The organism is Aequorivita sp. CRS11 (assembly GCF_059693805.1).
Map to the genome: position 1 here is coordinate 32,709 of NZ_JCATIG010000009.1, position 13,890 is coordinate 46,598.

Sequence of the window (13,890 nt, forward strand, 5' to 3'; positions counted from 1 at the left end):
TACGCAAACATAATATTTAAACATCACTATGAAATTACCCATTTGGTTTTTCACCTTAACACTGCTAACATTTACCGCATCCTTTGGGCAAAATGAAAAGCAATACAAAGTAAACACTATCGCCTTTTACAACGTTGAAAACCTTTTTGACTATGAAGACGACCCACTTATTTTTGACGACGACCGTACCCCTGAAGGGAAAGATCATTGGACCCAAGAGATTTATGAGGCAAAATTGGCTAATATGGCAAGGGTAATTTCAGAAATAGGCGAAGATGTTACAGGAACCTCTCCAGCAATCATTGGCGTTAGCGAAATAGAAAATCGGCGTGTACTCGAAGATCTTTTAAACCAGGAACCCTTGGTTAAAAAAGATTACGGCATTGTCCATTTTGACAGTCCTGACCGCCGTGGGATTGATGTTGCAATGTTATACCAGAAAAAACTTTTTACACCTACCAATTACAAGGCCTACGAACTTATAATCTATGACGATCAAGACCGCAGCAAGCGCATTTATACCAGAGATCAATTATTGGTAAGCGGTATGCTGGATGGCGAAAAAATTCACGTGATCGTTAACCACTGGCCCTCGCGAAGTGGCGGCGAAGCACGCAGCAGGCCCAAGCGTATAAAAGCCGCAGAACTTAACAAACAAATAATGGATTCATTATTCAGTGAAGATCCGTATGCAAAAATCATCACTATGGGCGATTTAAATGATGACCCCACCAATGAAAGTGTTAAAGAGGTTTTAAAAACCAAAAGTGAACGTGAAGAAATGAAACTAAAAGAGCTGTACAATCCTATGGAAGATATGTTTAAACAAGGATTGGGCACCTTGGCCTATCGGGACGGCTGGAACCTATTTGACCAAATTATTATTTCTACTGAATTAGCAAAAAAAGACTATTCAAGCTATCGTTTTTACAAAGCGGGAATTTTCAATAAAAACTATTTGGCCACTCCGCGCGGACAGTATAAAGGCTATCCGTTCCGGAGTTTTGTGAATGGATATACGGGTGGTTACAGCGATCACTTTCCTGTATTTATTTATCTTATTAAGGAGAAAAATTAGGGTAGAACAAACCTCTTTATTCAAACAAAAAAATCCTGCTGAAAAATAGTTCAGCAGGATTTTTTTTGAAAATATATTTTCTTTTAGAACCAATCGTTCCACGGAATCCTGCTTAACATTAAAACCAATGCAATGGTATAGAAAATTGCCAAGGTTTTAAATTTGCCACTGGAAAGCAGTTTCTTTTTATGTTTTGAATAACCTATGGTTATAAAAACTACGGTCAAAATCATAATCAAAGGATGCTCCACTGCATACAGCCGAGCGGTGGAATCTTTCATTACAACGCCCATTCCCGAACTGGTAATATTTTGCAATCCCAAGGGTGAAACAAAATAAAGCACCAACCCGATTAGAAATTGGATGTGCGTAACAATAAGCGCGAAGAGTGAAATTCTAAAGTCTTTGGCCCCGTATTCCCTTTTTGAGAAAAATCCTGCCAGTGCATTGATGGTTGCAAGCAAAATAATGAGGAGTACTAGATAAGCCCAGTAAGAATGAATAAATTGAATTGTTGTGTACATATGTGAGTGTTTTTGAAGTGCATCAAAGATAAGGTTTATAAATAAAAAAAATGCCCCAAAAAATTGGGGCATTTTATAAACTAATTTAATATTTGTTAGAAGTCATAACGGATGCTAGCGTTCCAAGTTCTTCCGTTACCATAATAGTAACCGAAGGAATCTTTCTGGCTTAAATACATCTCGTTAGTAGCGTTGTAGCAGTTTGCTCTAACAGTAAGGTCTTGTCCTCCAAAATTGAATTTGTAAGTAATTCCAGCGTCTAATACACTATATGCTGGCAAAAGCTCAGCCTGATAAACCTCTCCCGATAAGGATGCACCAATTACATCGTCAGCATCAACAAATCCGTAAAGATCTGTATAAATGTTATAATCAGCATCTACGGTAAGGCCACCAATAACGTTGTATTTGAAACCAAAACCAAAAGAAGTTTGTGGAGCATTGCCCACTTTTGTTCCGCTCAAATCAACTGAACCTTCTTCCAACAATGCATTGGTTTCGTTATCTCTGGTTTGGAAAGGTGTTTTTCCATCATACTTCCAGTTACCTATACTTCCGAAAGCTCTCAACATAAAGGCACTTGAATGGCGATATTTCCCTTCAAATTCAAATCCTTTGTGAACTTGGGTAATGTCTGTAAACTTTTGGTAACGGTCTACTTGTTCAACAGGGTTTGATGAGCTAGGGTCTGCTTCAATAAATCCTCCTCTAAGGAATCTGTTACCCCAAGAGGTATAATATCCATTCAAATCCAATGAAAATCTACCTGAACGAATTCTATAACCTACTTCAACTCCTAAAATTTCTTCGTTTTCAATTTCGTTATCTCCTTCGAGGATATAGTTTGAGTTTCTAATATCATCAAAAATATTATCCAGGAAAGGCTGTCTTGAATAATAACCGGCATTGGCAAAAATGGTATTGTTTTCAATAAAGGTATAACCCATTCCACCTTTCAGGTTGTAGCCAAGTTTGTTTACTTTATCAGACTTTCCAAAGCCATCTACACCTTCAACTTCTACTCCTTGCGCGCGACCCTCTCTTTGGTAGCTTTGTGTAGAAACAGCACCTTGTACAAATGCTGAGAAGTTATCAGTTTTATACTCAGCTTGTCCAAAACCACCTATGTAATTTATATATTCTGAATAGTCAAAGTTGAATCGTTGCGCTTCATCTGCTCCATTAAATAACGCTGCCCATGGATTTGCTTCAAAGGTTTCACTTATTACGTAATCACTGTCTCTTTGGCCAGCGTAACCAAAATTATCTGCATATCCCTGAAGTCCTAAAAGGTCGTTCATTTGGTACCAGTGGCTTCCTTTATAAAAACGTGTGTCAACACCTATGTTTAAGGTGAAATTATCGCTTAGGTTACTTTCAAGGTTAGAAAGAAAACCATACCAGTTATGGTTGTTTACTGACATTCTGCGTGCAAGTGAACCACCACCAAAGCTTCCAATTCCATTTTCAGCTCCTTCAATATTGCTCTCTTCGATGGCGTCAAAATCTACCTCACCGTTTGCATCACGTATAATATTTCTTGAGCTTCCAGCAGGGCCTGTTCCTCCACCACGCCCAAAAGACGCATAAAGCACAGATGATAAGTTAGTTCTATCACTTATATTCCAATCCCAGTTAAGGTTGATAATTGGTTTGTGGTAGTAATTTCTTCTGAAGGTATATCGTTCTCCGTTATAGAATCCTGAATTGGCGTTATAGCGTTTTCCGTATTGATCATAATCTTCCAAAGAATCTGAGAAGTTTTGATCGTGCCACTGTGGCGCACCAGTCAACAAGAAATTGAAAGAGTGAGTGTCATTTGGCACATAACCTACGCCAATAAAATAGTTTTGACCTTGACCGGCAGTACCGTCTGAATATTTACGGTGTGCTTGCCAGTGATCAAACATAATGGAATAAGCCCATTTTCCTTTTAATCCGGAATCGTAACTTAATGTTCCTTTAAAATAGCTATCATTACCAGTCATAAATCGAGCAAAACCGCCCTCTTTTCTTCCAGCGGCACGAGATACGATGTTTACAGTTCCTCCAACTGACGAAATAGCCAATTTTGAAGAGCCCAAACCACGTTGAACCTGAACTGCATTAGCTACATCGCTCATACCTGACCAGTTAGACCAATACATTTTTCCGTCTTCCATACCGTTGATTGGCTGTCCATTTAAAAGGAAAGCGGTGTTTGTTTGGTCAAAACCACGCAAAAACATTTGTGAATCACCAAAACCTCCAGCTTGGTTAGAAACGTAAACACTTGGTGTGCTTTTCACCACCTCTGGAAACTCAACGTTACCAACTGCCTTAGCTTGAATTTCAGCAGCGGAAATAGTTGAAACGGCGATAGGGGTTTGACGGTCCTTTGCCATATCTATAATTCCTTTTCCCACGATAACTACTTCTTCAAGGGCATCAGAATCTACAGTAATTTTAACGGTACCTAAGTTTGCGGCTCCATTTACAGCTTTAAAAGGAACTTTTTCAATAGTGTACCCAATGTAAGAGATGGTAAGCGTACCCGTTGCAGCGGAAGTTTGCAATGTGAAATTTCCGTCAAAATCGGTAATGGCACCGTTAGTAGTGCCAGTTTCAACAACGTTGGCACCAGCCAAGGGGTCGTTGGAATCAGAATCGATTACCGTACCGGTAACCGTTGTTTGTGCAAAAGCGGCAAAACCGCCCAATAAAAAAACAAGAAATAGAAACTTTCTCATGAATTTGGATTTAGGTTTAAAATTTCGGCAAAAGTACAATCTTAAATAATTATCCGCCAATAAAATTGATTAAGAAATCTTTAAGAGAAATACTTAGGATTAAAGTTAAAATTTAGAGCCTAAATGTCTGATAAAATGAGAGTTAGTTAATAACAATGTTATTAACATGTTAAGCGAATGAAAAAATTAAAACATGATGCAGTCCAATTCTTCCTTCATAGGTAGCAGATTTGCGAAATATTGCTCGTGCAATTCTTTCGGTAAGGGCTGCGAAAAAGGGGTGTCTTCCTTAAAAGGATCTACTTCTTTTCCATTTTTCCAGAAACGGTAACATACATGTGGTCCACTCGTGTTGCCGGTCATACCAATCCAGCCAATTACATCGCCCTGGCTCACGTGTTGCCCTACTTTTACGTTTCTGGCTTTCATATGAAGATATTGTGTTTCATACGTGCCATTATGCCTTATTTTAACATAATTTCCGTTACCGCCACGACGCTCAGATTTAGTCACTACGCCATCTGCTGTAGCCAAAATAGGAGTTCCCACAGGCGCAGCAAAATCGGTTCCGCGGTGTGGACGAAGTTTAAAACCGTAATATTTTATTCTTCGGTTTAAATTATATCTGGAAGATATTCTACTGAATTTTACGGGAGCTTTTAAAAAGGCACGCTTTAAATTGTTAGCATTTTCATCGTAATAGCCTGAGAGTTTTCCCAAAGAATCTGAAGAAAATTTAAAGGCATACAGAGGTTTGCCCCTGTGCTCAAAATAAGCGGCCTTAATTTCCTTAAGTCCGCCAGGAATGGTATCATCAATAAATTTTTCAGTATAGATAACCTTAAAACGATCACCCGGCTGCAACTTAAAAAAATTGATGGTCCAGGCATAGATATTTGCTAATTGATCCGTCATATAAGGACTTAGGTTCTGTTCTTCCATAGTTGCGGAGAGTGAACTGGTAATAACTCCAGATGCCGTTCTATCTTCATAACGAACAGGCTTTTGACTGTTGAATATGGAAAGCGTATCCCTAAAATCTACTACCGCAAAATCTACCTTATTAGTTTCATAAATAAAGACTTGGGTTTTGTTGAGGGAATCTTTGGAATTTAAGAGAACATAGGGTTTTCCAATTCCTATTTTTCGAACATCGAAGCTATCACGAAATTTAGTGGCCACCTCCATGATTTTTTCCTGTGGCACGCCATTGGCAAAAAGTATATCTCCAAAAGTATCACCTTTACGAATAGTGTCCCGAATTACGTTAAAATCATTAAGTATATAGCCGTATTGCTCAATGATGGCTTCTTCAGCAACAGTGTTTGTTTCGGGAAGTTCAACATTATTGTTTTCACAAGCAGTGGTAAGCAGTATAAGGGTTAGCGTGGCTAATATTATTTTCTTCAATGATGGGGAATTTTCTGTATTAAGTATTTAATCTGCAATTATTTTAAAAGAGTGTTGCAATCCTTTAAATTCAGTCAGGGTTGCTTTAAGCGATCCTACTGCCAAATCTGCCTTCACAAGGAGGGGGATTTTGTTATTATCATCACTGATCCAGACCGTTAGGCTCTCTTTTTCCTTAAAGACACGGCCCGATTGTACATAGGGTCTAAAGATCAATGTTCGGACGCGCCCAAAATTAGTATCTAAAACTTCTTTTCCAAGGAATTTTAACCTGAATTTGTAATTTTCTTTGTCGAAAAACATATTCATCTCAACCACGTCACCCGCTTTTATGTTTTCAGTTTCCAGTTGATTCCGGAGATAATAAAAAGCTGAAATCATGTCCTGCGTATCTTTTGGGAACGAAAAGACCGTAATTTCATTGTGTTTTTTATCGTTTACTGTTGCTTTTTGGGTGCTATGGTTAAAGTCTATCTCAATATCTTTGGTATATCCGCCTTCGTCAATCTTCCGAATAAAACGGTAGGGAATATCCTTTTCCTTATCAATATAGGATTGATAATCATCCTCAACTTTAAAAAACCATTTTGAAACTCCCACGGTTTCACCGTAACCACGTACGTGAAAGACTTCTTTTCCCTTTATTGTGGTATTTTTTACTTTGAGGGTGGCATAACCTGCAGTAACAAAACCATAATGGACACGGAATTTGAAAAATTCGCCATCACCGTAAGCCCTTTCTTGTGCAGAAAGAAAAAAAATGTTACTAAAAAGAATTAAAAGCACAAATAGCTTTTTCATAAATAATACTTAGGTATTTATGGTTTTTAAAAATACAACTACCGTTCCAAAATAATAAAACCCCACCTTCTTTAAGACGATGGGGTTTATATAATGTTACATTTTATAAAGTTCCTCTCTGTGCCTGTTCCCGCTCAATAGATTCAAAAAGCGCCTTAAAGTTTCCGGCACCAAAACCTTTTGCACCCATACGTTGGATAATTTCAAAGAAAAGCGTGGGTCTATCTTCCACGGGTTTAGTAAATATCTGTAATAGATAACCCTCTTCATCGGCATCAATCATTATGGAAAGTTTTTTAAGCTCATTGATGTCTTCTTTCATCATCTTCATGTGATCGCCTAATCTGCGCGGAATGTCATCATAATAAGCTTGCGGCGGGGGTGGTAAAAATTCTACGCCGCGCTCCTTCAGCTGGCTAACTGTTTTAATGATATCATCCGTAGCCACCGCTAAATGCTGTACACCGGAGTCTTCATAAAAATCCAAATATTCCTCGATCTGTGATTTCTTTATTCCTTTGGCCGGCTCGTTTATGGGGAATTTGATGCGCCCATTGCCATTGCTCATCACCTTGCTCATCAGCGCCGAATACTCTGTGTGTATCTGCTTATCATCAAACGAAAGGAAATTTACAAAGCCCATTACATCCTCGTACCATTTTACCCATTTGTTCATTTGGCCCCAGCCTACGTTGCCTACCATGTGGTCTATGTATTTCAGGCCTGTAGGGGTTGGGTTATAATCGCTTTTCCATTCGCGGAAACCTGGTAAAAATGTTCCTTTGTAGTTTTTGCGTTCCACAAACATATGTACTGTTTCGCCGTAGGTGTATATCCCGCTGCGCACTACTTCACCGTGCTCGTCTTTTTCAACAGTGGGTTCCAAGTAGGGTTTTGCGCCACGCTTGGTGGTTTCCTCAAAAGCACTCGTAGCATCATCTACCCATAAGGCAATAACCTTTACGCCATCGCCATGTTTAACAATATGGTCATTAATGGGTGATTTACTATTTAAAGGCGTTGTTAAAACAAGCTTGATTTTGTCCTGTTTAAGAACATAGCTAACAGAATCTCTTGATCCAGTCTCTAAACCTTTATATGCGTAGGATTGAAATCCAAAAGCAGTTTTGTAGAAATGTGCAGACTGTTTAGCGTTGCCAACGTAGAATTCAACGTAATCGGTGCCCAATAAGGGCAGAAAATCTTCCGCGCCCTCAAATATTTTTTCCAGTCCGTAATCGACTGATTTTACTTCTTTGCTCATAATTTAAGTTTTCAATAATCTTATTAATTTAACTCAGAATATTTTAGATAGAATAGCTTCATTTATAATGAAAATAGTTTTCAAATTCATTTAACCGCAAAGGCGCAGAGAACGCAAAGACCACAATCTACTGCTTACTGCAACTGCGACTGCCAACTCATTCCTCCAACCAACTCTGGTAATACGTACCATCCGAGAGTTTTAAACCATCATCGGTAACCTGTAATGGTTTAAACGTATCAACCATAACGGCCAGTTCTTCTGTTTCCGTTTTACCAATACTTCTTTCCGCGGCGCCGGGATGCGGGCCATGGACAATACCGGCAGGGTGAAGCGTGATTTGTCCTGCTTCAATATCGTTTCGGCTCATAAAATCGCCATCTACGTAATATAACACCTCATCGCTATCTATATTGCTGTGGTTGTAAGGCGCCGGAATACTTAGCGGATGATAATCATACAGCCTAGGCACAAAACTACAGATAACCATGGCATCTGTTTCAAAAGTTTGGTGCACTGGGGGCGGTTGGTGGATTCTTCCGGTAATTGGTTCAAAATCGTGGATGGAAAAGGCATACGGAAAATTATAACCATCATATCCCACTACATCAAAAGGATGCGAAGCATACACCATTTCAAAAATATCATCTTGTTTTTTAACTTTTATTAAAAACTCACCCTTTTCATTATGGCTTTCAAGCTCTTGCGGTTTGCGAATATCGCGTTCGCAGAAAGGTGAATGTTCCAAAAGCTGTCCGAACCAATTTCTATAACGCTTGGGAGTATAGATGGGACTTCGCGATTCAACAATAAACAATCGGTTGTCTTCGGTATCAAAATCTATTTTATAAATAATTCCGCGGGGAACCAACAAATAGTCACCATACTTAAAATCGAGGTTTCCTAAAAAAGTTCGCAATTTTCCGCTGCCTTTGTGGATGAAAATCAACTCATCGGCATCGGTGTTTTTATAAAAATAATCCTTCTGCGATTCTTGCGGCGCGGCCAGTATTATGCTACAATCGCTATTGGTGAGTACCGTTTTACGACTGTTGAGATAATCTTTTTCAGGTTTTACATCGAAACCTTTTAGCCGAAGCGATTCCATATTATTGGCGCGTGCAATCTTCGGAGCTACGTTGTATTGCGTTTTTATTTCCTTGACCTGCGTGGGTCTGTGTTCGTGATAGATATTGCTATACATTCCATCAAAACCCACGGTACCGAAAAGTTCTTCGGAATAAAGGGTTCCGTCTGGTTTTCGGAATTGTGTATGGCGTTTGGGCGGTAATTTGCCCAGTTTGTGGTAGAAAGGCATTTTGTTTGAGTTATTGGGTTAACGAGTAATTTAAATTGGGAATGGTAATAAATTAACAACCAATCAATTTTGTAACTCTTCCCCACAAATATCGGAAAAATATTGAAGCTAAACCGCTAAGTTTTTACTAAAACCGATAGCCCAATGCCACATACCATTCGCTTTCATTAAGCTCAGGCGAATAGGAATATTTAATCTCCATCGGTCCTAGAACGGTTTCCAGCCCATACCCTGCTGAAAATCCCGAATAGTCTACCCCGTCAATCCACTGACCGTTTTCAAAAAGATCATTCCCCACATTGGCGATGTTTGCAGAAATATTGATATGGTTTTTTCTGAAAATTTCATAGTCAAATGTAAGTGTGGATTTAAGATATGTATTTCCGCGAAGCGAAATAGCTTCGTACCCCATAAAGGGAATAATGTTGTTCATCTCCTTAAATCCATAGCCCCCCAATGCAAAATCCAATGAGGTGGTTTCGGGTCCGCCCCATTTAAAACCACCCTCGGTAGTTAAATGAGCCGAAATTGTGTTAAAAAATGTATGGGCATAACCCATTTTTGCTTTTGCCAAAGAGAATGGCTCAAAACTCTTGTTTCGCCCGTGGGCCAATAAATACCAGTGAAAATCACCTGAAAAATAAGCTCCTTTTTTGGGAAAAAAGCTATTATCATAAGTGTCATACTTCAAAAAGCCAAACGCACTGTAATAATTAGTGCTTTCAAAAACGGTTCGGGGAAGGTTGTTTTCATCTGTACCTATAGTTTCCGAAAGATAACGAAGGTATTTATGCTCTCCTCCCAGACCGAAAATCAAGGTCCTGCGGAAAAGGGTCTCAAAATAAAGCTGGTTGGTAAAATCGCTATACTTAATGGAAAGTTTATTGACAGGCACCGATATCTCCGCATCAAAATCGGGATTGATAAAATCCAACGGCACATCGGTTTCAAAAAAATGATACTTGGAATTGAAGCCCACGCTCCAGTAAAATCCCTTGTCTATATAATATTCAAAATTGTACCGCAAGTTGTCGCCAGCAATTAAATCCAGCGAGGCAATATCGTTATTGGTAAGAAGCCGCTTTTTGGTAATATTTACCAATGCGGCCGTTCGGAAAAGATCGTCATAATGTGCCGCAAAACGAAGCATCATGGAAGACCGGCTCTCGCGCAGTTGTAGCAGGAGTGTATTTTCATTGTTTTCATCCTCAAAAAACCTATAATTAATATCCTGAAAATTTCCCGTTGCCGAGAGGTTGTTTATCCCCTCACTAAAATCTTCATAGGTTATTTCATCGGGCGTGCGCAATTTCAATTTCCCCAAAACATAGCTTCGGGTATATTTTTCGTTCCCCTCTATTTTAACTTCTTTTATATAAATAAAGTCATTGGCATCAAACTTTACTTCTTCACGGTTTACAGGCTTTTGCCTCGAAGCGATATTTTCAAGCTCCTCCCTATATGATTCTGCTGCAACAATTCCAGACTCTACAATATTTTTCCCTTCGTCAAAAGAAACTACCGAGAAATCCTCAATGTTCGGATGAATATAGACATCTGTTTTTTCACGCTTCTTAATCATGTCGTTAATGGTTCGATAGTTATTTATCTGGACCAATACATCAAAAGCAGATCTCAAATTGTCCCTATTTTTTAAGCTATCCTGTACATCAACCCCTATGATTATATCCATCCCTTTGGCACGCACCTCATTTACGGGATAGTTGTTCACCACCCCGCCATCAATCAATACTTTATCGTCAATCACCACAGGACTGAAAAGCGACGGCAATGCCCCGCTGGCCGTAACCGCACGCGGGAGGTAACCACGATCAAGGATTACTTCCTTTCCAGTTTCAACATTGGTTGCCACACAGAAAAAAGGAATGGGCAATTTGCTGAAATCTGAAACCGTGCTCACATGACTTGTCAATTTTGAAATCAGATTATATACGTTCTGTCCTTTTGAAAGCCCTGATGGAAAACCAACTTTAAATTTATCAAAAGGCAGCACCAAGGCATATTTTTCCGACTCCTGCTTTTCGTAAAAAGTCTTTGCGCTCCGCGGAATATTGTCCTGTATCAAACTGCTGAAATCCGTTTCCCGAAAAATACTGTCAAGTTGCGTTGCCGAATACCCCGAAGCATACAGCGCCCCGATAATTGCGCCCATGCTCGTGCCGCCAATGTAGTCTATCCGCACGCCCGACTCTTCAATAACCTTCAATGCGCCAATATGCGCCAAACCTTTTGCCCCGCCACCGCTCAAAACCAGACCTACCTTTAGGTCCTTCTCAGCTTTTTCTTGTGAAAAGACAAAGGTTGAAATTATCAGGAAAAATATAAAGAGCAATCTTTTCATTTGTACATTATTGGATTGAAAGATTTCTGAAATTTTAAAACTTTGGCACTGATTATTTTACGCATAGCCCATATCATTTTACTCATTGACCAAAAAACTTACTCATAGGCAATATCATCTTACTCATTGACCAAAAAACTTACTCATAGGCAATATCATCTTACTCATTGACCAAAAAACTTACTCATAGCCCATATCATTTTACTCATAGCCCAAAAAACTTACTCATAGGCTATATCATTTTACTCATTGACCAAAAAACTTACTCATAGGCAATATCATCTTACTCATTGACCAAAAAACTTACTCATAGGCAATATCATCTTACTCATTGACCAAAAAACTTACTCATAGGCCATAGCATCTTGCACATTGTCCATATCACCTTACGCAACGCCAAACAGCTATTACACTTGACTTAAGATTTATTGCTGAAATGTTCAACCAACTTCTTCGCCCTGCTCGGACCAATCACTTTTGAAAGCTCCTCAAAATCTGCCGAGGCAATCCGCTTCGTGCTTTTAAAGTGTTTCAACAATTCCACAACCGTTTTTTCACCAATGCCGGGAATGGTTTCCAGTTCAGTATTTAAAGCCTGCTTGCTACGTTTGCTGCGGTGAAAGGTAATGCCAAAACGGTGCGCTTCGTTGCGCAATTGTTGTATTATTTTTAAAGTCTCGCTCTTCTTGTCCAAATACAGCGGAATAGGGTCATCGGGATAAAACAATTCCTCCAAACGCTTTGCGATACCAATAATAGCAATTTTCCCGCGTAATCCCAGTTTGTCCATACTTTTTAGAGAAGAAGACAACTGCCCCTTTCCCCCATCTATGATGATTAGTTGCGGTAAGGGTTGCTCCTCGTCCAGCAATCTTTTGTAACGGCGGTAAACAACTTCTTCCATCGAGGCAAAATCATCTGGCCCCTCCACGGTTTTTATGTTGAATTTGCGATAATCCTTTTTACTCGGTTTCCCGTTTTTGAAAACCACACAGGCCGCCACCGGGTTTGTGCCTTGAATATTACTGTTGTCAAAACATTCTATATGTCGTGGTTCTTCGGTCAACCTTAAATCTTTTTTCATCTGAGCCATAATGCGCTTTTCATGACGGTCGGGGTCCACAATCTTTGCCTGTTTAAACCGCTCCATGCGGTAATATTTCGCATTTCTTTCGGAAAGATCGAGGATTGCTTTTTTATCGCCCAGTTTGGGAACATGCGTTTTTATGTCTTCGCCCAGTTCCACTTCAAAAGGCACGTAAATTTCCTTTGAAAGTGAGTTGAACCGTTGCCGAATTTCCACGATTGCAAGCTGAAGCAATTCTTCATCCGTCTCGTCAAGTTTCTTCTTTATTTCCAAAGTGTGCGAACGAATAATGGCGCCGTGCGAAAGCTGTAGAAAATTCACATACGCATAGCTTTCGTCCGAAATTATCGAGAAAACGTCCACATTGTTGATCTTCGGGTTTACAACGGTGCTTTTACTTTGGTAATTCTCCAAAATATCAATCTTTTCCTTTACCCGCTGTGCCTGCTCAAACTTTAAATCGGCCGCCAAGGTTTTCATCTGGGTTTTAAATTTATGTAGCGAATCCTTAAAATTTCCCTTCACAATATTCCGGATGGCCTCAATATTATCGTGGTATTCCTTTTCGGAATAAAGCCCCTCGCAAGGCCCCAAACAGTTTCCCAAGTGATATTCCAGACACACTTTATACTTGCCCGCCCTAATTTTTTCTTCGGAAAGGTCGTAATTGCAAGTGCGCAACGGATACAGGCCTTTTATCAAATCCAGCAGCGTGTGTACGGTTTTCATACTCGTGTACGGCCCGTAATATTCGCTGCCGTCCTTTATCATCCGTCGCGTTGGAAAAACCCGCGGAAACCGTTCGTTTTTAATACAAATCCACGGATAACTTTTATCGTCTTTCAGCATCACGTTGTAGCGTGGCTGGTAATTCTTTATAAGATTGTTTTCCAGCAAAAGCGCATCGGTTTCGGTTTTAACTACGATGTGCTTGATGGTCGCAATTTTCTTCACCAACAGTCGCGTACGGTTGTTATCAAAATTTTTAGTGAAATAGGACGAAACGCGTTTTTTCAGGTTTTTTGCCTTGCCCACATACAGCAGTTTCCCGTCCTTATCGTAATATTGATAAACGCCGGGCGAATCTGGAAGGGTTGCAATTTGAAGTGTTACCGAAGCTTGGGCCATAGGCTCAAAGATACTTGCTATTTTGTTTTTTAAGGAATTTTTCCGCTATCAAAAATAGTTAAGAAACGGTTAAATGAAGCTTATTCAAAATCCAAATTCCCCAATCTTGCGTATCTATTTACAACCAACCCGAAATAATGCTTAAAAGCAAATTACATATTTCCTTTAAAAAGTATTTTGTGCTTTCCC

At 39.5% G+C, this 13,890-nt stretch carries 9 protein-coding genes; 1 reads left to right on the forward strand and 8 read right to left on the reverse strand.

Annotated elements, in window-relative coordinates; genetic code table 11:
* Positions 1 to 28: 28 nt before the first annotated feature.
* The gene (locus tag AC58DT_RS13875; protein WP_497217413.1) at positions 29 to 1,078 is read left to right on the forward strand and encodes an endonuclease/exonuclease/phosphatase family protein; all 1,050 of its coding nucleotides are present in this window, start codon (positions 29 to 31) and stop codon (positions 1,076 to 1,078) included.
* Between the two features lie 83 nt (positions 1,079 to 1,161).
* Here the strand turns inward: AC58DT_RS13875 and AC58DT_RS13880 are convergent, their stop codons facing one another.
* From AC58DT_RS13880 to uvrC, 8 genes are all read right to left on the reverse strand, one after another.
* Positions 1,162 to 1,602: a hypothetical protein gene (locus AC58DT_RS13880; protein ID WP_497217414.1), complete on the reverse strand. Its 441-nt coding sequence runs from the start codon at positions 1,600 to 1,602 to the stop codon at positions 1,162 to 1,164.
* 95 nt (positions 1,603 to 1,697) lie between these two features.
* A complete protein-coding gene (locus AC58DT_RS13885) occupies positions 1,698 to 4,331 on the reverse strand; it encodes a TonB-dependent receptor (RefSeq protein WP_497217415.1) in 2,634 nt (877 codons plus the stop codon).
* Between the two features lie 186 nt (positions 4,332 to 4,517).
* On the reverse strand, positions 4,518 to 5,741 hold the full coding sequence (locus AC58DT_RS13890) for a M23 family metallopeptidase (RefSeq protein ID WP_497217416.1): 1,224 nt from the start codon (positions 5,739 to 5,741) through the stop codon (positions 4,518 to 4,520).
* Positions 5,742 to 5,768: 27 nt separating this feature from the next.
* Positions 5,769 to 6,542: a DUF3108 domain-containing protein gene (locus AC58DT_RS13895; protein WP_497217417.1), complete on the reverse strand. Its 774-nt coding sequence runs from the start codon at positions 6,540 to 6,542 to the stop codon at positions 5,769 to 5,771.
* A gap of 103 nt (positions 6,543 to 6,645) precedes the next feature.
* Positions 6,646 to 7,806, reverse strand: coding sequence for a 4-hydroxyphenylpyruvate dioxygenase (gene hppD, locus AC58DT_RS13900; RefSeq protein ID WP_497217418.1), 1,161 nt, complete (start codon positions 7,804 to 7,806; stop codon positions 6,646 to 6,648).
* Positions 7,807 to 7,963: 157 nt separating this feature from the next.
* On the reverse strand, positions 7,964 to 9,124 hold the full coding sequence (locus tag AC58DT_RS13905) for a homogentisate 1,2-dioxygenase (protein WP_497217419.1): 1,161 nt from the start codon (positions 9,122 to 9,124) through the stop codon (positions 7,964 to 7,966).
* A gap of 127 nt (positions 9,125 to 9,251) precedes the next feature.
* On the reverse strand, positions 9,252 to 11,486 hold the full coding sequence (locus tag AC58DT_RS13910; RefSeq protein ID WP_497217420.1) for a patatin-like phospholipase family protein: 2,235 nt from the start codon (positions 11,484 to 11,486) through the stop codon (positions 9,252 to 9,254).
* Positions 11,487 to 11,904: 418 nt separating this feature from the next.
* Positions 11,905 to 13,701, reverse strand: a complete 1,797-nt coding sequence (uvrC, locus tag AC58DT_RS13915) for an excinuclease ABC subunit UvrC (protein ID WP_497217421.1) — start codon at positions 13,699 to 13,701, stop codon at positions 11,905 to 11,907.
* Between the last annotated feature and the right edge of the window lie 189 nt (positions 13,702 to 13,890).

What these genes read in the sequence shown, in the direction of transcription:
- AC58DT_RS13880 (WP_497217414.1), bottom strand. Translation starts at nt 1,602, where the DNA reads ATGTACACAACAATTCAATTTATTCATTCTTACTGGGCTTATCTAGTA.
- AC58DT_RS13875 (WP_497217413.1), top strand. Translation starts at nt 29, where the DNA reads ATGAAATTACCCATTTGGTTTTTCACCTTAACACTGCTAACATTTACC.
- AC58DT_RS13910 (WP_497217420.1), bottom strand. Translation starts at nt 11,486, where the DNA reads ATGAAAAGATTGCTCTTTATATTTTTCCTGATAATTTCAACCTTTGTC.
- AC58DT_RS13905 (WP_497217419.1), bottom strand. Translation starts at nt 9,124, where the DNA reads ATGCCTTTCTACCACAAACTGGGCAAATTACCGCCCAAACGCCATACA.
- hppD (WP_497217418.1), bottom strand. Translation starts at nt 7,806, where the DNA reads ATGAGCAAAGAAGTAAAATCAGTCGATTACGGACTGGAAAAAATATTT.
- AC58DT_RS13895 (WP_497217417.1), bottom strand. Translation starts at nt 6,542, where the DNA reads ATGAAAAAGCTATTTGTGCTTTTAATTCTTTTTAGTAACATTTTTTTT.
- uvrC (WP_497217421.1), bottom strand. Translation starts at nt 13,701, where the DNA reads ATGGCCCAAGCTTCGGTAACACTTCAAATTGCAACCCTTCCAGATTCG.
- AC58DT_RS13885 (WP_497217415.1), bottom strand. Translation starts at nt 4,331, where the DNA reads ATGAGAAAGTTTCTATTTCTTGTTTTTTTATTGGGCGGTTTTGCCGCT.